Here is an 18,177-nt window from a genome sequence, read left to right as displayed (position 1 = left end):
TCGTGCGTTGTAATTTTCTTACTCTAAACACCTTGCGCACCCTTACACTCCTGCCTATGTTTGGAGCGTTAGAAGTTCGCTTCTGACTATGGCAATAAACGGGATATGGAATAGGCGTAGTGGACCCGGGGGCGGTACCCGGCGTCTCCACCAATCATTCGGCCTTGCAAAGGTTTGAACAGATGGGGACGAAATAGGCTCGACACGCGCAGTAAAGATGTTCTTTTTGCCCGGTATTGTACCACCGTTATCGGGCTATTTTTACAAGTGCCAATGATAACACTGAGGTGCTCGCTGTCGCTGCATAAGCGATAAGCGCGGTTCGGGAGGGCACCGGGCAACAGAAGCCCTCCCACTTCATTTTCCAAACTCAGCTCTGTTTCAAACATTGCAATGCGGCCTGCATGGCTGGTGTTGCAACAAACATGCCCGGCGTGCTTGCGCTTGCGTGATCTTTCGCGCATCCCTGCGTTATATAAGTACTGATCAAAAAGCCGGGGGAACCCCGGTGGCGGCAAGGAGCAAATGATATGGCTGATGACCACGACCCCACACAGAACGACTCCCTTTTTCCGGCTCCCAGCCTGCTGCCTTATGAACGTTGGCTGAATGATGCCTCACGCGGTGTCATGTTGAATGCGCTCGAACATGTGAGCCGTGAAGGGCTTGCAGGAGAGCACCATTTCTATCTGACTTTCCTTACGGATTTTCCCGGCGTGGATATTCCTGCCCGACTTCGCGCCCAGTATCCGCATGAAATGACCATCGTGCTCCAGCACCAGTTCTGGGATCTGAAGGTGGACCGGGAAGCAAAAACAGTTTCTGTCGGCCTTTCCTTTGGGGGTGTTGGCTCCATACTGGTTATTCCTGTGCAGGCTATTACTGGGTTTGCTGACCCTGCCATAAGGTTCAGCCTGCATTTTGCTGCCATGGAGCCAACGGAGGAACCCGCGCCGGAAGAACCCACCACTGGCCAGCCCGAACAGGACGGGCCGGAGGAAAGCGACTCGTCCTCACAGGTCGTGAGTCTTGACGCTTTCCGTAAGAAAGGACCATCACCCGCCTGAAGCCCCGGTGCAAACGGGGCCAGGTTGACGGAGAAGACACGAAGAAATGACCAGCCAGCCCCCTCGCCCCCCGGTGCCAGAATTTGCCTATTCTCCCCTGTTCCCGATGGGGGAGGATAAAACCACCTACCGCAAGCTGGATCTTGCAGGTGTGAGTACATCACAGTGCGGTGGCAAAACCGTGCTGCATGTTACGCCAGAATCCCTTACGGAACTCACTGCGCAGGCTTTTCATGAAGTGGCGCATTTTCTGCGCCCCGCGCATCTGACGCAGCTTGCCTCCATTCTGAAAGACCCCGAAGCTTCGGATAACGATCGCTTTGTGGCGCTTGATCTGCTGAAAAACGCCTGCATTGCCGCTGGTGGCGTGCTGCCCATGTGCCAAGATACCGGCACCGCCATTGTGTTTGGCAAAAAAGGCCAGCGTGTCTGGGTGGAAGGGAACGAGGAAGTCGCCTTTTCCAAAGGTGTGTACGAAACCTACACACGCACCAATCTGCGCTATTCCCAGATGGCACCACTCACCATGTTTGAGGAAAAGAACACCGGCACCAACCTGCCCGTTCAGTGCGATCTTTTTGCCAGCCCCGCTGGTGAGCACGATGAGCAGATGGACCTGATGTTCGTGGCCAAGGGGGGCGGTTCCGCCAACAAAACCTTCCTGTTTCAGGAAACACGCGCCCTGCTGGGCTCTGAACAGCAGTTGCTGGATTGGCTGGATACCAAGATCAAAACACTCGGCACATCCGCTTGCCCGCCGTACCATCTGGCCATTGTTATTGGCGGCATGTCTGCTGAACAGACGCTCAAAACAGTCAAGCTGGCTTCCACCCACTGGTACGATTCTCTGCCAACCAAAGGGGACATGACCGGCCATGCCTTCCGTGATGTTGAGATGGAACAGAAGGTGCTGGATCTTACCCGCAAGCTGGGGATTGGGGCACAGTTTGGCGGTAAATATTTCTGCCACGATGTGCGTGTTATCCGCCTGCCCCGGCATGGTGCATCACTGCCTGTTGGCATTGGAGTTTCCTGCTCGGCAGATCGGCAGATCAAGGCACGCGTAACAGCAGAAGGTTTCTTTCTGGAACAGCTCGAGCATGACCCTGCCCGCTTCCTGCCAGAAACCACAGATGAACATCTGGAAGGCGAAGCCATCAGGATCGACCTGAACCGGCCGATGGATGAAATCCGCAAGGAGCTTTCCAAATATCCTGTCAAAACCCGTCTGGCCCTTACGGGTACTGTGGTGGTTGCGCGTGATATTGCCCATGCCAAGTTCCGCGAACGCCTGCAAAAAGGCGAAGGTCTGCCGCAGTATCTCAAAGATCATCCCGTTTATTATGCTGGGCCGGCCAAAACACCTGCTGGCATGCCTACAGGCTCCTTTGGCCCCACAACGGCTGGCCGTATGGATTCTTACGTAGCGGAACTTCAGGCTAATGGTGGCTCCTACGTCATGCTGGCTAAAGGCAACCGCTCCAAGGCTGTAAAAGATGCCTGCCAGAAATATGGAGGCTTCTATCTGGGCTCAGTCGGCGGGCCTGCCGCACGGTTGGCCAAAGACTGCATCCGCAAAGTGGAAGTACTGGAATACCCTGAGTTGGGCATGGAAGCCGTATGGAAAATTGAGGTAGAAGATTTTCCAGCGTTTATTGTTATTGATGATAAGGGCAACGACTTCTACGCTGAACTGTAAGACAGAGCCTTGGCCCCTTTGCAACAAAGGGGCCAACAGCAAAGGAGCGATGCGGTTTCATGCGTTTTACAGTAGATCGGTTAGACCACGTGGTGCTGACTGTAAGGGATGTAGAAATTTCCGCTTCATGGTTCCAGCGCGTGCTAGGGATGGACCGGGAAGAATATGGCCGTAATAATCGCACGGCGTTGCGTTTTGGAGGCCAGAAACTTAATCTGCGCCCTTACAACGCCGAAGGGTGGGAAACTGCCACCCACGCCCTGCCCGGCGGAAACGATTTATGTTTTGTAACCGCCATTACCAGTGAAGATGTTTGCGAACACCTAAAAACCTGTGGTGTGACAATTGTGGAAGGCCCAGTAGCACGCCTTGGCGCACTGGGCCCCATTACATCCGTTTATTGTCATGACCCGGATGAAAACCTGATCGAAATTGCATCTTATCAAGGTTAAAAAACGGCTTCTCTCTTTTATAAATCTCAAGAGGGAAGCCTTTTATTTTTAGCCCTTACGCCGCACGACTGATGAGGGCTGTTGCGCAACCTGTTGCAACCACCCGCCATGGAAACCAGCCTGAAGCAGACCTCGGCGAATAACAGCACTCTGGCGCATTGTGTCCCATACAAAGCCGCTGCGCCAGTTTTCCACCATCAGCAAAATCGGGCCTTGGTCGATACCCAAGTAAGTATTATCTGCCCAGTAATCCTGCTTTTCGTCATGAAAGCTGGGATTGAACGAATCTGCAAAACCATATTTTCCATAAATATGGTTTCCGTATTTGCTTTTCATGGTGCGTAGCGCCGGAATGGCAATTTCCGGCGCAAACGCGACAGAACCACCGGCTGCCGTTGGCGCAATGGTGCCATCATCCTGCGTATAATCACGCCCAACACCACGCGCACTATAAGACAGGAAGTGACGTGTCTGCCCGTTTTCTGTTTTGGTCACATCTCCGGGGCCGTCACTGGCTGTTAAGCCCCATGTATTGGCATCGTATCCCTGCCATTTACCGGGGTTGGACACAGCATAATTACGTTGCGCATACACAGCGCGTCGGCTGTTCTCAAAATAATCAATGCCCTTACTGCTAATCCAATTATCCTGAATGCCACGGAAATCTATCCATGCGTGGGAATACTGATGTCCAAACAAAGGTGCAAAGTTCAGGAATGTCTGCCCGTATTCCTCACCCCAGCGCTTATCATTTGTTTCCAACCATGCTTGCCAGGAAACAGGCTGCAACCCATGTTCGGGAGCACCCAAAGCGAGAATATACAGCATCATCCCTTCGCTATATCCTTCCCAATAATTAGGAAGAAAACCATGCTCGGGTGACCATCCCATGCTCAACCGATGGTCTGGACGTTCCATCCACTTCCAGTCAACCCTATTGAAAAGTTGTTCTGAAAGCTGGCGAATTTCTTTTTCCTGCGCTGTGTCCTGCGTATAAAAATTTTGACAGAACAAAACACCCTGCATCAATAACGCTGTATCAATACTGGAAAGTTCAATATCCGGATTTAAACGTAAACCTGTGCGGTTATCCAGAAAATGATAGAAAAAACCGTGATAGCCAGAGGCTTTATCTGCACTCTCGTTTTGCGGCAGTTTCCACATATAGCGTAGGGTTGTAAGCGTACGCTCTACAGCCTGCTGGCGTGTAATATAATGGCGCTTAACACCAATACCGTAAGCTGTAAGGCCAAAACCTACAGAAGCAACACTATCTTGCTTCTGATCTGATGGATAACGATCTGGAATAAGCCCTGTAGCCGGATCTGCTGAATCCCAGAACCATTGGAAAGTTCGTTGCTCCAAATCCGATACCATCGCCACATCTGTTGGTGTGGGAACATAAGCCTGCGGTGTCTGCACAGAAGGTGCAAGCGCATAAGCCTGACCACTGATACTGGCAACACCCACAAAGAGGCTTCCGGCAAGAAACAAAGCCCCTGTTTTTAGAAAGGATTTTCGTTTTTTTGAAAGATCCGAATTTTTACTTTTCCACACATCAGGCACGCACTTTGTTTTCATAACCGCCAAAAATCCGATTGTTACCCCAGACCGTCCCGACCATTACGTTACAAAACCGCCCAGCTAAGCGGCCTGTATGCAAGACGCATGAAAACATCCCAACAACTGTGTAAAGTTCCCACAAACGTGAGCATGAAACACAGCTTGCGCAAAAACAATGCTTTCAGAGTAGATTTTTTGCGATACGCATAAGCGGAAAACGCATACTGCCTTTTCCGCCCACGCCTGAAAATATCTTCTGGTTACAAAATTATGACTGACGGTAACGGAAGATATTCAAATCTGCCGTATCAATTTCAGGTTTTTTGTTAGACATAAGATCTGCCAACACTTTGCCGGAACCACATGCCATGGTCCACCCTAACGTACCATGCCCAGTGTTCAGGAACAGATTGTCCAAACCTGTACGTCCAATAACCGGCGTACCATCTGGAGTCATCGGGCGCAGGCCTGTCCAGAAAAGGGCTTGCTCTACATCACAACATCCGGGGAACAAATCTGTTACAGAATGTTCCAGCGTTTCACGGCGAGGTTTGCGTAAACGGCGACTGAAACCTGCCAATTCAGCAGTACCCCCAATACGCACTCTATCTCCCAAACGGGTAATACCAATTTTAAAAGTTTCATCCATAATGGTAGAAACAGGTGACGCATCTGCATTTTGAATAGATGCTGTTAACGAATAGCCTTTTACGGGATAGACTGGGAGTTCAATACCCAAAGGCCGCAACAGTGCGGGAGAAAAGCTACCCAATGACAGCACATAGGAATCTGCTGTTAATACACCACGAGATGTTTCTACACCCGTAATACGCCCACTTTCTGAACGAATGCGGCGCACAACTGTATCATACAGAAACTTCACACCAGCGTCCTGCGCCATACTGGCTAAACGCTGTGTGAATTTAAAGGCATCGCCCGTTTCATCTCCGGGCAAACGCAAACCTCCTACTATCTTCTGGCGAGATGCGGCAAGACCCGGCTCTGCTGCTACGCAGCCATCTACATCCAAAAGTTCGTAGGGAACATTATACTGTTTAAGAACAGCAATATCCTTGGCTGTTGCATCAAGCTGCTTCTGGGTTCTAAAAACCTGTAATGTGCCCTGCTGACGGTCATCATACGTAATGCCTGTAGTAGAGCGTAAATCCTGCATAACATCGCGGCTATATTCGGCCAACCGAACCATACGCCCTTTGTTGCGATCATACGCAGCAGCCGTACAGTTTTCCAGCATCTGAAAAAGCCATTTCCACAAATGCGGGTCTGGCATTGGCCAAAATACAAATGGCCGATACTTCATCAGCAGCCAGCTAATCGATTTAAGCGGCACACCCGGCCCGGCCCATGGCGCAGAATAACCGGGGGAAACCTGCCCTGCATTGGCAAAACTGGTTTCCATACCAGCTTCTGGCTGGCGATCCACCACTGTAACTTCATGCCCGGCTTTAGCCAGATACCAGGCAGATGTAACCCCTACAACACCACTTCCCAGAACCAGAATTTTCATTTCTGCTTATCTTTCTGTTGGGTAAACTGTTTAGGCGGCCGTTGCGTAAACGCGATGATAACGCCGCCCTAGAGATGTCAGTACTTCGTAGCCAATTGTGCCTTCTGCTTTGGCTACAGCATCCACGCCGTAAGACTCATTCAGAAGTTCCACCATACTATCTTCTTTCAGCAAGCATTCGGGCACAGCAGAAAGATCCACAGTCATGGAATCCATAGAAATTCGGCCCAAAATTGGCAGCCGATATCCTTTATACCAAGCGCACCCAGCCGCAGCCCCTGCACGCGCAAAACCATCGGCATAACCCGTTGCAATGGTAGCAACACGGCACGAACCACTGGCCTGCCATGTCAGCCCGTAACCTACCCGATCCCCTTTGGATAAATGACGAATTTGCAGAATATGCGCTTGCAAACCCACCACAGGCTTAAGCGGGTTATCCCCCTCATTCTGTGGCGCCACACCGTACAAAGCTGCACCAGGGCGCACGAGATCAAAGTGAAACTGCGGGCCAAGAAAAATACCGGATGATGCAGAAAGGCTTAAAACCGCTTTGGGCAGCACATGTGCATATGCCTCAAACCGTTCGCGCTGCATGGTATTTGCTGGATTTTCTGGCGTATCTGCGCAAGCCAGATGGCTCATCACCAGACTGACTGATAAGCCATTCAGAAGTTCTGGAGACTCTGCCAATTTATGGATGTCAGCCTCTGAAAGCCCAAAACGAGACATGCCCGTATCAAGCTGAATGGCCACATCCAGCGGCTTATCCATTTTGGCCGCCAGATCTCGCAAAACAGCAACTTGTTCCAGACTGTTCAGAACAGGCCGCAGATTGTTGCGTACACATACCTCAGCAGCATCTGGCCTTGGACCATGCAGCACTGTTACCGATATATGAGGAGAGAGAAACGGCCTAAGAGCCAGCCCTTCATCTACATGCGCAACAAAAAAATGTTTTGCCCCTGCTTTTTCCAAAACAGGCGCCACCTGCGCAATACCCAACCCATAAGCATCGGCTTTTACAACAGCCGCACAAACTGTTTTGCCCAATCGGCTTACAAGATAGCGGTAATTTTCAGCAATGGCGGACAAATTGACCGTAAGAACTGCCCCTGCGCGAGATGCTGGCCACATTGTTCTAGCTGAGGACGAAACAGTATTCACAACCGCCACCCTTATTTGTTTCGATTCCAGAATTTTAACAGGTATTCTATAAGATATCCTGCCTGTGTGTTGCAGAACATATTATTTTTCCTGTATTTTAGAATAAAATTTCAATATCAGCCCATAAAAGGCAGATTATGCCAGATCGCGTAACCGAAGCCATTTTGCGACACCTTGAACATAATGGTCGCCTTAGCAATGCGGAACTGGCTGCAAAAGTTGGCCTTTCTCCATCTGCTTGTCTGCGCCGTGTGCGCATACTTGAACAACAGGGCACCATACAAGGCTATCACGCCATTATTGCCCGGCAGAAAAGCCCGGCAGTTGCCACCATTATTGTGCAAATCACCTTGGAAAAGCAGACAGAAGAGTGCCTTCGGCGTTTTGAAAGCCGCATTAAAGAATGCGCTGATGTTAAGGAGTGTTACCTGATGACAGGTGATGCTGATTATCTACTGCGTGTAGAAGCCCGAGACATGCAGGATTACGAACGTATCCACAAAGAGGAATTATCCCGCATGCCGGGTGTTGTGCGTATTCAAAGCAATTTTGCCATTCGCCCCATTGTACAACAGGGCAAATGTAGCTGAATACCTAGTTTTCCGATTCTTCATCTTCCGACGAAGCATCCAAATCACGCTGCACTTCTGGAGAGCGCAGCAGTGTATCCATATGCATAGCCGTATCCAGCGCTGTATCTGGCTGGAAGTGAAGCTCAGGCACAGTACGCGCACGTATTTTATGCGCAAGCTGTGTTCTAAGCCATGGAGCCACCCGTTTTAAAGCGGGCAGAAGTTCAGAAACATCGCTACGCCCCAAACGGGTAATAAAAACAGTTGCATGACGAAAATCTGGAGAAAGCCGAATCTCTGTTACCGTAAGGGAAACATCTACCAGATCCGGATCACGAAACGTGGTGCGGGCAAAAAGTTCAGCCAGCACACGCCGCACTTCTTCCCCTACCCGCAACTGACGCTGAGAGGGGCCAGATGGAGCAAGACCGGCGAGATACCCCGCCGGCCCTGCTACTTTACTGCCTGATCCGTTCTTACGGCTCATGCTGGAACCAGCTCACTTTCAAAGCATTCCACCACATCGCCTTCGCGCAGATCATTGTAGCCTGCAAAGGAAAGGCCACATTCGTAACCCTTGCTGACTTCCTTCACATCGTCCTTGAAGCGCTTGAGCTGGCTCAAATCACCTTCATGAACCACTACGCCATCACGCAGCAGACGCACGCCACAGCCGCGTTTGACAACGCCTTCCGTAACGTAACAGCCAGCCACTTTGCCCACCTTGCTGATTTCGAACACACGGCGGATTTCGGCATAGCCAAGGAACTTTTCACGATGCTTAGGTGCCTGCTTACCGCGCACAAGCTGTTCCACATCATCAGCAACCTGATAGATGATGGAATAGTAGCGGATATCCACACCTTCACGCTGTGCCAGTTGGCGCGCCTGCGCTGTGGCACGCACGTTGAATGCAATAATGACTGCATCCGATGCCTTGCCAAGCTGCACATCGCTTTCCGTAATCTGGCCAACAGAAGCATTGAGAACGCGAACGCCCACTTCTTCATTTGCCAGCTTAAGCACGGTTGTCTGGATAGCTTCCGCAGAACCCTGAACATCTGCTTTGATCAGAACAGAAACTTCTTTCTGATCACCCGCCTGAATACGGGCTAGCATCTGATCCAGCGTACCACGTGCAGCAACCTGACCAGCCACCTGATGTTCTTTCAGCTTACGCTGACGGAACTCGGAAATCTCACGAGCGCGGTTTTCGTTTTCAACTACCACGAACGGAGCACCAGCAGATGGCACACCTGAAAGACCCAGCACTTCAACCGGCATGGAAGGCCCTGCATCCGTAACCTGGCGGCCACGATCATCTAGCAGAGCACGCACCCGGCCCCATTCGGTGCCAGCCACCACGATATCGCCTTTATGCAGCGTGCCTTTTTGCACCAGCACAGAAGCAACAGAACCGCGGCCACGATCCAGACGGCTTTCAATAACGGCACCTTCAGCGGCCCGATCCGGGTTTGCTTTCAGTTCCAGAATTTCTGCCTGCAGAAGAATAGCTTCTTCCAGCTTGTCCAGACCAATACGCTTAAGAGCGGAAACTTCGATATCTTGAACGTCACCGCCCATGGATTCCACCACAATTTCGTGGCTCAGAAGTTCCTGGCGCACCCGATCAGGCTTGGCGCCCGGCTTGTCGATTTTGTTGATAGCAACAATCATCGGCACGTTTGCAGCCTTGGCGTGTTTAATGGCTTCAACCGTCTGAGGCATAACACCATCATCAGCCGCCACAACCAGCACCACCACGTCCGTAATGGATGCACCGCGAGCACGCATAGCCGTGAAGGCTTCATGACCCGGGGTATCCAGGAATGTGATCTTGGAACCAGAAGGCAGTGTAACCTGATAAGCCCCAATATGCTGGGTAATACCGCCAGCTTCTCCACCCGCAACGTCTGTTGTGCGCAGAGCATCCAGCAGAGATGTCTTACCGTGGTCAACGTGACCCATGATTGTAACAACTGGCGGACGTGGACGCAGAGCTTCGGGTGCGTCTTCCATACCTTCAATCCCCAATTCAACGTCTGCTTCAGAAACACGGCGCACACGGTGGCCGAATTCTTCAACAATCAGTTCAGCTGTATCCGCATCAATGGTCTGGGTAACCGTTGCCATCACGCCCATTTTCATCAGCGCTTTGATAACTTCACCCTGACGGGCCGCCATACGATTTGCCAGTTCCTGCACAGTAATGTTTTCCGGCAGAATCACATCACGCACGACCTTAACCTGATCGGAACGCAGGCGTTCCAGTTCAGCTTGACGGCGTTCACGTTCGCGCTGACGACGGACAGATGCGAGTGAACGCGTCTTGTCGTCATCACCTTCAATCGCGGCCTGCACGTCAATACGGCCTGCACGGCGACCACCACCAACATCGGACTTACGCCCACCACCGCTTTTACGATGGTTGCCAGGAGGTGCCTTGCGAGATGCGCCACGGCGCGGCGCATCGTCACTTTCCATATCACGGCCACTACGCAGACGCAGGGTTTGCGCAGCCGCTGGTTCTTTTTCCTTAGCTTCAGCAGGCTGAGAGCGTGAAGGAACAGGCTTTAGCGGCTTGGCTGGCATAATTGCACGTTCAGCCAACGGACGCAGACGCCCAACCGGCGGAGCCAGCGTTACTTCACCCGGAATGGGCACAGCAGAAACAACTGGTTCTTTCACGGCAATAGGCTGAATGGAATCGATGCGCGATTTGCGCTCATCCTCTTCAGCAGCAACCTTTGCTGCTTCGGCTTCTTCAGCCGCGCGCTTATCTTCCTCTTTCTTACGGCGTGCTTCTTCAGCAGCCGAAAGAATACGGATTTTTTCAGCTTCGCGCTGTTCAGCTTCACGCCGGACAGCTTCTTCCGCTGCTTTTTTCTGTTCCGCCAGCACACGCTGCCGGATGGCCAGTTCAGCGGCTGTTAGCGTACGACCGCCACCGCGCGCTCCACCGGCACGTCCGCCAGAACCACCCGGGCCGGCACCACGTTTTTTGCGCACTTCAACCTGCACAACCTTGGAACGGCCATGACTGAAACTCTGCCGCACGGACCCGGCATCAACCGTCCGTCCGACCTCCGAACGCCCTGCCGGCCGAAGGGACAAACGCCCCTTACCCTGATCCTGATCCTTGCCTTCGCTCATTGACCCGCCTGTTCACACCCATGCGCCGGAAAGGTCCGAGGCATGCGAGGGCCGCCTTCAGCAACCCTCGTAAAACGCTTATTCTCACAACGTAAACGCTGAGCCAGCCCACCGGCTGAAAGCGCTACGTTCACCACTCGTTCCCGCCCAAAAATCTTTGCCAGATCTTCAGATGACAACGCCTCAACGACAGGAATATCGCGTTGGCCGGAAACCAGCCTCTCCCGCTCTTCCCTGCTTCCATCCAGCGCGTGAACAACAATCGCAGCTTTGCGCTGCACCAGCCATTCCCGCACCTTCATAAATCCACTTGTAGCCTGACCAGCTCTGCGAGCCAGCCCCACAAGTTCACTCATCCGCCGGAGCAGCCCTGCTTCTACACGAGCCACTATATCTTCCGGCACCTTAACCTGCTGGCGTGCGGCGCGTGAAAAAACGCCCCGAACACGCGCCTGTTCTATCACATCCCGGCGGGGGCTCAACCATATTCCCCGCCCCGGCAGACGTGCATCTAGATCAGGCACCACTTCACCAGATGGTGAAATCACAAACCGGATCATTAAAGAAGGTTCGCCTTCTTCACGCGTTACCGCGCACCTCCGAAGGCTGCCTTTCTCTTCTGTTTCTGGCAAGAAATCACCACCCACTTTATATCAGGCCTCAGGCGTTGGCCTCACCTTCCTTGGTATCGGAAGGCTGCTGATTTTCATCCTCAAACCAATGAGCACGTGCTGCCATGATAATTTCATTGGCGGCATCTTCCTCAATGGCATCGGTGCCCAAGATCTCAACCAGTTCATCACCAGCTAGATCTGCAAGGTCGTCTAAGGTTTTTACACCTTTTTCACCCAATGTCACAAGCATCTGGTTTGTAAACACGCCCATATCGGCAATATCGTCCACAACACCTAGCTCTTTCCGCCGATCATCCAGCTTTTGTTCCTGCTGAACGAGGTAAGATTCAGCACGCTGAACCAGCTCCTGAACCACCGACTCGTCAAATCCTTCAATGCCGATCAGCTCATCTGGATCTGCAAAAGCCAGTTCTTCGATGGAGTGGAAGTCTTCTGTAACCAGCAGACCTGCAATCACATCATCCACATCCAGAGCTTCAACAAACAGCGCTGTCCGACGGCGGAACTCTTCCTGACGGCGTTCGGATTCTTCCGCTTCTGTCAGGATATCAATATCCCAACGTGTCAACTGGCTGGCGAGACGGACATTCTGCCCACGGCGACCAATAGCCAGAGAAAGCTGCTCATCCGGCACAACCACTTCTACGCGACCGGCTTCTTCATCCATCACCACTTTGCTAACTTCAGCAGGTGCCAGCGCATTCACCACAAAGGTAGCGGCCTGCGGGCTCCACGGGATGATATCAATTTTTTCGCCCTGCAGTTCGGCCACAACGGCCTGCACACGGGAACCGCGCATACCTACGCAAGCCCCAACAGGATCGATAGAAGCATCACGAGAAATCACAGCCATTTTGGCGCGAGAACCGGGGTCACGCGCAACAGCTTTAATTTCAATAATGCCATCATAAATTTCCGGCACTTCCTGCGCAAACAACTTGGCCAAAAAGACTGGATGTGTGCGGGAAAGGAAAATCTGCGGCCCACGCGGCTCATCACGCACATCATAGATGTAGGCGCGCACGCGATCTGAGTTGCGGAACGTTTCACGCGGGATCAGCTCATCACGCCGGAGCAGTGCTTCTGCCGAACCAATTTCAACCAGCAGGTTGCCGTATTCGGTCCGCTTAACGGTGCCGTTTACGATTTCGCCTACGCGATCCTTGAATTCGTTATACTGGCGCTTGCGTTCATATTCACGCACGCGCTGCACAATCACCTGCTTGGCAGTTTGCGCGGCAATACGCCCAAAATCAATCGGGGGCAGCGGATCGATTAGATATTCGCCTGCCTGAATTTCAGGGCGAAACTTGCGGGCAATGGAGAGCGCAATCTGCGTATCTTCATTTTCCACTTCGTCCACCACTTCCGTCCAGCGGGAAAGGCGCACATCACCTGTCTTGCGGTCGATGGTGGCACGAATGTCCTTTTCGTGCCCATATTTGGCGCGTCCGGCTTTCTGGATCGCCTGTTCCATGGCTTCCAGCACTTCTTCACGCTCAATACCTTTCTCGCGCGAGACAGCGTCTGCAACCAGCAAAAGTTCAGGACGGGAAACAGAGGTATCCATACTCTCAGCTCTCCAAAACAGGCAGCTTTATCAATGCACCTTGGGCCCGGAAGAATCGTCGTCATTCTTCTGGGCGGGATCAGTGCCGGGCGCAGATTGCACCATACGGGCACTAGCTTCAATCAGAGCATCTGTCAGCACCAACCGTGCACGCCGGAGTTCTTCCAGCGGCAAGGCAACTTCTGTGCCATCATCCAGACGCATCCGCGCAACAGTTCCATCAGACCCCAGAACCGTGCCGGAAAAGCGGCGGCGCCCATTTACCGGCAGCAGAACTTCTGCCTTGGCCTGGTGCCCGGCAAAGCGGTTCCAGTCCTTCGCACGGGGGAGGGGCCGATCTATCCCGGCAGAGGAAACTTCCAGCGTCCATGCCCCGGGAATGGGGTCTTCAACATCCAGCACGGCACCTACCGCGTGGCTGATCCGTTCACAATCTTCCACATTAATCAGGGAGCCATCTTTGCAGTCTGCCATGATCTGCACGGTCGGACGCTCACGCCCCAGCACAGCAACACGCACAATCTCATAACCCATATCCTCAACGGCAGGGGCTATCAGCGCAGCAACGCGGGCTTCTAGGCCAGAGTGAGTAGAAAGGTCTGTATCCAATGCAAAAAAGGCGGCCGTCAAGGCCACCCCCCGAAACGTAAAACAAATTGAGAAGGATGGCTCTTTATGTAAGGTATGCAGGGTGAAACCGCAAGGGCAGAATAAAGCTACTGCCCGCCATGCAAATCTTTACCCTTTATAAAAAACAATTTTACAGGCTGGATGCAAATTGCACATTGCAGGGCACGCCGGACATGCTTTTATTAACTCTATTGCGACATATTTGCCATCCTACACACTGCAAGGGCTGACCTTTCAATATGCACAAAGAGCCAGAACCCGCGTGGAAGCCACAGCCGCAACCTCAGGCGGCAGATAAACCCTCTGGCGTGCGCATGGCTCTGATCGGGCTGGCCACATGCGTTATCATGGCAGGAGCTGGCGTGCATTTTATGGGTGAGGGGCACGGAAATACCGCTACCCCCGCCGCAGAAAACAATACGCAAGACCATGATAACAGCGCCAACCGGATGGGAATTCCTCTTACGCTGATTGCCTCGCAAAAAGCGGCTCAAACTTTGGCCAAATCCAATTACACGGATCAGGAACAGGCAGATATTCTAGCAGGCATAAAGCGGCGGGATATTCGCTTGGTAGCCATGCCTGTTTACGATGCCACAGGCACAGGTGGCACAATTACGCTTATTTGCGGCCCGTGGCACCAAACCGTACATTTGTCCCCCACCCCGCAAACCGTCATTCTACCTATTACGATCAGCGGCAATGTAGATATCATACCGGCATCAGACCCTGGGCCTGCTGGTATTGGTAGCGGTGCCATTACGGTATTTGGCCCACAAACACTGCCGATTATGTATAAAGGGGATACTTTGCCACTAACGGTGATTGCGCAATGAAGGGACTGTTACCCGCCCTAAACCGGCTGATGCCGTTAATGATGGTAATCTTTCTGGTGCTTGCCAGCATACAGATTGCCCTCAGCCTGCATCTTTCCCTGCATTCCATTACGCACGTTTTGCAGTGGTGCGCACCCGCATGGCCGATTTTGGCCGTAAGTGGCATTATACTTACAGTAGCGGGGCTGCTGTTTGAAACACGCGCCGAAAAGCTGGCGCGCAAAGGGCTTTTACGCCGACGGGGATTCATCATGGACGTTCTTGCCAGACTGACCAACCGCGCCGCACTGGAAGAAATGATGGCGCGCGAGCAGCGTGAAACCACCATTGATGCGGAAGAACTGGCAGCCAACCTGCGCGCCCGCGTTATTGGGCAAGATCAGGTATGTGAGGATGTGGCTGTGCAATTGCGCCGCCGCCTTGCCTTGCAGGTACGTGGTAAACCAGTAGGCATTTTTCTGTTGGCAGGCCCTCCAGGCACAGGCAAAACCTATCTGGCCAAGCAGCTTGCCCGCCAGCTTGAACGCCCCTTGCTGCATTTTGACATGACACAGATGAGCAGCCCCCACGCTGCAACTCAGTTGTTTGGCTCCCCCAAAGGCTATGTGGGTTCAGACACTTACGGAAAGCTGACCGGCGGCCTGAAGGAAAAACCGGATGCCGTTGTGCTGCTGGATGAAATTGAAAAAGCACATCCAGATGTGTTCAAAAAATTCCTGACAGCTTGGAACGACGGACACATTACCGAAGCCTCTACAGGACAGCAGATTTCTACCGTGCGTGCCATTTTTGTGCTGACATCCAACATTGCCACGGATGCTCTAACAGAAATTGCAGACCGCCTGCATGATGACCCAGACCGTATGCGTGCCGAATCGGTAGAAGCCCTGCGTCAGGCCGGATTTGCCCCGGAAGTTCTAAACCGGTTGGATCGGATTTTTGTCTTCCGTGCGCTACAGGGGCTGGATATTGCCCGCGTGGCCGCACTGGAAATTGAAACCATGATTGAAAGCTACGGCCTGAAAGTAGAAACCGGTGGGATTGATGCCACCTTGCTGATGGATGTTATGCGCCGCCAGAGCCGCATGGGGGATGCAGCCTCTGCCCGCGATCTGGTGCGCTCCATTGAAGATATGATCAGCGAATCCCTGATCGTGGCCCGCCAGCAGGGTGCCAATATGGTACGGTTGGTGAAGGAAGATGATGGCGCAGTGGTTGCAAAAGTGGCGGATAACCGCACGGATGAAGGTGATGGCATTCATGCTCGTCTGATTCCATAAGCGGCCCTTTACTGTTTACTCCTCCGGCACAAGGCTGTTCTGCATGTCTGCTTTTACCCGATTGTGGCAACGCGCTCCTGTTTGGCGTGTAGCGCTGTTTACCGCTGGCGCATGCAGTGTGTTTTCCGTGATGTTTCCTGCCCCTTGGCTAACTTCACGCTTGCCGGCCTATGCAAAGCTTACTTTCAAAATCAGCCATATGCTGCCTAGCGCTGCGTCATCTGCGGATTCGTCTGAAGATGCTCTACGGCCGGATGAAGACCGGCGCACCGTTTCCGCACCCCCTATGGATGCACAATTTGAAGGCACATTATCTTTTGCGGGCCGCCAGCTCCCCTTACCCGCTGGCAAATGGCACCCGCTTCTGAATTATCAGGATGATGTTGCACATGGGGAAATCCTGACATCCCTTTATGTGCGTTCCGAACAAGGCATTGTTACAGGCCTATTGGTTGCGCAGGCCACCACGCAATCCTTGCCCATTACGGATACGCAGTTGGTGCAGGATGAATGCCACAGCAACTTTAACTTTATGTCAGAAGCCTTGCCGCAGGATGGCACGCATACAGAATGCTGGATGACATCCCCTATTCGGGTCGCGAATAATGTTTTCCTGACATCAAACCCCGCATTACAGGCTTTGTTGGGAAGCCCCATGTTTATTCCCCCGGCGGTGCAACGCCTGACGGGCATGGGCTTTGATTTACCCCCCGTTCTAGTAGATGCGGGGTGGAACCGGATTGAAAAAAGCAAATCCGGCCCCGGTGTGGACTTTATGAGTGTCCATATGCTGACAAGCCCGGCAGAAGCCGGCAGCAAAACCGTACCGGGTGCGCCAGAAAACTGGTCCCGCGCAGGTATGTCCGATTCGTCTGCTGTGTCAGATTTTGTCCGCCGTACCAATGCATGGCTACGCGGATGGAGCCCTTATCTGCGCCAAGGGTTTGATAGTAAGCTCCCTGATACTGCGCTGCCCACAACAGTATCGGCAGACCCTGCGTTCCACGGCTAAGCAACCGTTAGAATGCTTTCTGTAAGGTATAGGAAACCGTTAAACAGCCTGATGAAGTTTGCCTTCACGCAGAAGATCTGCAGAAACTTCTATCAGAAAATCCAGAACTGTCCGGGTACGCAAAGGTAACGTACGTGGGCCAGTATGCACGGCATAAAACGGCAGAGAAGGAATGTTCCAATCTGCAAACAGGCGCGTGAGCCGGCCACTGGCAACTGCGTCCCGCACCTGAAACTCTGGCAGCAGGCCAATGCCTAACCCAGATTCCACCGCATACAGCACAGCTTCACTGCTATTGGCCCGGAAAACAGCCGATGGTGCAATAACGCTCTCTTCACCATCCCGTTCAAAATTCCAATCCAGCCTGCTGGAGCCATAATTATAGACGACTCCCGGGTATTCCGGCAGATCACGCGGGTGCATAGGCGTGCCGCAACGGTTCAGGCAAGATGGCGCAGCCACCAACCATTTCCGCACAACGCCCAGTTTACGGGCGATAAGAGAACCTTCGGCTATATCCCCTACGCGTACAGCCAGATCCAGCCCTTCTTCAACCAGATCACCAAACGCATCGCGCATGACAACTTCAATGGCCAAATCAGGGTGCCTTTCCAGGAGCTCCCCTATCCGCCGTGTCAGACACAGACCAAAAGCTGTGGTTACGCCCAGACGCACCAAGCCAGAAACAGAAGCACGGCGGCGGCCCAGCACTGTTTCTGCGGTTTCCAGAATTTCCAGCACTTCATAGGCATGCGGAAGAAGACTTCTGCCATCTTCTGTCATGGTGAGGCTGCGTGTGGTGCGCGCAAACAGCGTTGTGCCGTAATGCGCTTCTAGCAACGCAATATGGCGGGAAATTGTGGGCTGACTAACACCTGTCTCACGCGAGACGGCAGAAAACGAGCCTGTAGCCGCAACGCGAACAAAGCTGTGAAGCGCGGAAAGAAGATCCATTGAAGTCCAGCACTGTCCCTGCGAACACGAGAACATTACATTACAACTCCTTACCAGCA

General features: G+C 52.7%; 16 protein-coding genes and 1 other RNA gene. 8 read left to right on the top strand and 9 right to left on the bottom strand.

All coding sequences use genetic code 11. From position 1 onward, the window contains the following. Positions 1 to 28: 28 nt before the first annotated feature. The 4 genes from ssrA (at position 29) to A4S02_RS13375 (ending at position 3,218) form a co-directional block, all read left to right on the top strand. Positions 29 to 357, top strand: a transfer-messenger RNA (tmRNA) gene (gene ssrA, locus A4S02_RS13390). Between the two features lie 173 nt (positions 358 to 530). After that, positions 531 to 1,067, top strand: a complete 537-nt coding sequence (locus A4S02_RS13385; protein WP_019088599.1) for an SspB family protein — start codon at positions 531 to 533, stop codon at positions 1,065 to 1,067. A 46-nt stretch (positions 1,068 to 1,113) separates the two neighbouring features. After that, positions 1,114 to 2,766: a fumarate hydratase gene (locus A4S02_RS13380; RefSeq protein ID WP_070324062.1), complete on the top strand. Its 1,653-nt coding sequence runs from the start codon at positions 1,114 to 1,116 to the stop codon at positions 2,764 to 2,766. Positions 2,767 to 2,825: 59 nt separating this feature from the next. After that, positions 2,826 to 3,218: a VOC family protein gene (locus A4S02_RS13375; protein ID WP_006115077.1), complete on the top strand. Its 393-nt coding sequence runs from the start codon at positions 2,826 to 2,828 to the stop codon at positions 3,216 to 3,218. Positions 3,219 to 3,266: 48 nt separating this feature from the next. Here the strand turns inward: A4S02_RS13375 and A4S02_RS13370 are convergent, their stop codons facing one another. The 3 genes from A4S02_RS13370 to alr form a co-directional block, all read right to left on the bottom strand. After that, entirely contained in the window at positions 3,267 to 4,799 is a 1,533-nt protein-coding gene (locus A4S02_RS13370; protein WP_070324061.1) for a glucoamylase family protein, read from the bottom strand. Between the two features lie 250 nt (positions 4,800 to 5,049). Further along, a complete protein-coding gene (locus A4S02_RS13365; protein ID WP_070324060.1) occupies positions 5,050 to 6,309 on the bottom strand; it encodes a D-amino acid dehydrogenase in 1,260 nt (419 codons plus the stop codon). A gap of 30 nt (positions 6,310 to 6,339) precedes the next feature. Further along, positions 6,340 to 7,485: an alanine racemase gene (gene alr, locus A4S02_RS13360; protein WP_082246848.1), complete on the bottom strand. Its 1,146-nt coding sequence runs from the start codon at positions 7,483 to 7,485 to the stop codon at positions 6,340 to 6,342. Between the two features lie 128 nt (positions 7,486 to 7,613). Between alr and A4S02_RS13355 the strand changes: the two genes are divergently transcribed. Continuing rightward, positions 7,614 to 8,066, top strand: coding sequence for an Lrp/AsnC family transcriptional regulator (locus A4S02_RS13355; protein ID WP_070324058.1), 453 nt, complete (start codon positions 7,614 to 7,616; stop codon positions 8,064 to 8,066). 4 nt (positions 8,067 to 8,070) lie between these two features. Here A4S02_RS13355 and rbfA read toward each other — a convergent pair whose 3' ends face one another. From rbfA to rimP, 5 genes are read right to left on the bottom strand one after another with little or no spacing between them, the layout of a single operon-like run. Beyond that, the gene (rbfA, locus tag A4S02_RS13350) at positions 8,071 to 8,535 is read right to left on the bottom strand and encodes a 30S ribosome-binding factor RbfA (protein WP_070324057.1); all 465 of its coding nucleotides are present in this window, start codon (positions 8,533 to 8,535) and stop codon (positions 8,071 to 8,073) included. Next, the gene (infB, locus tag A4S02_RS13345) at positions 8,532 to 11,201 is read right to left on the bottom strand and encodes a translation initiation factor IF-2 (RefSeq protein WP_070324056.1); all 2,670 of its coding nucleotides are present in this window, start codon (positions 11,199 to 11,201) and stop codon (positions 8,532 to 8,534) included. Before infB ends, rbfA begins: the two co-directional genes overlap by 4 nt. Beyond that, entirely contained in the window at positions 11,198 to 11,848 is a 651-nt protein-coding gene (locus A4S02_RS13340; protein WP_070324055.1) for an RNA-binding protein, read from the bottom strand. The genes infB and A4S02_RS13340 overlap by 4 nt, the downstream gene beginning before the upstream one ends. Before the next feature lie 13 nt (positions 11,849 to 11,861). Further along, positions 11,862 to 13,406 carry a transcription termination factor NusA gene (gene nusA / locus A4S02_RS13335; RefSeq protein WP_070324054.1) on the bottom strand — a complete coding sequence of 515 codons (1,545 nt, stop codon included), beginning with the start codon at positions 13,404 to 13,406 and terminating at the stop codon, positions 11,862 to 11,864. A gap of 30 nt (positions 13,407 to 13,436) precedes the next feature. Then, entirely contained in the window at positions 13,437 to 14,042 is a 606-nt protein-coding gene (gene rimP, locus A4S02_RS13330; RefSeq protein ID WP_070324053.1) for a ribosome maturation factor RimP, read from the bottom strand. A 233-nt stretch (positions 14,043 to 14,275) separates the two neighbouring features. On the opposite strand from rimP, the gene A4S02_RS13325 reads away from it, so the two are divergent. From A4S02_RS13325 to A4S02_RS13315, 3 genes are read left to right on the top strand one after another with little or no spacing between them, the layout of a single operon-like run. After that, complete coding sequence (locus A4S02_RS13325; protein ID WP_070324052.1) at positions 14,276 to 14,872, top strand: hypothetical protein; 597 nt, start codon at positions 14,276 to 14,278, stop codon at positions 14,870 to 14,872. Further along, positions 14,869 to 16,152, top strand: coding sequence for an AAA family ATPase (locus tag A4S02_RS13320; RefSeq protein ID WP_019088609.1), 1,284 nt, complete (start codon positions 14,869 to 14,871; stop codon positions 16,150 to 16,152). The genes A4S02_RS13325 and A4S02_RS13320 overlap by 4 nt, the downstream gene beginning before the upstream one ends. A gap of 43 nt (positions 16,153 to 16,195) precedes the next feature. Continuing rightward, positions 16,196 to 17,164 (top strand): hypothetical protein, encoded by a 969-nt coding sequence (locus A4S02_RS13315; RefSeq protein WP_070324051.1) that lies wholly within the window; start codon positions 16,196 to 16,198, stop codon positions 17,162 to 17,164. A 39-nt stretch (positions 17,165 to 17,203) separates the two neighbouring features. On the opposite strand, the gene A4S02_RS13310 is transcribed toward A4S02_RS13315, so the two are convergent. After that, the gene (locus tag A4S02_RS13310; RefSeq protein ID WP_026019295.1) at positions 17,204 to 18,118 is read right to left on the bottom strand and encodes a LysR family transcriptional regulator; all 915 of its coding nucleotides are present in this window, start codon (positions 18,116 to 18,118) and stop codon (positions 17,204 to 17,206) included. Between the last annotated feature and the right edge of the window lie 59 nt (positions 18,119 to 18,177).

The organism is Acetobacter ascendens (genome assembly GCF_001766235.1).
Classification (GTDB): Bacteria; Pseudomonadota; Alphaproteobacteria; order Acetobacterales; family Acetobacteraceae; genus Acetobacter; species Acetobacter ascendens.
Note: the sequence above shows the minus strand (reverse complement) of the source record. Positions and strands in the feature narration are given on the sequence as shown.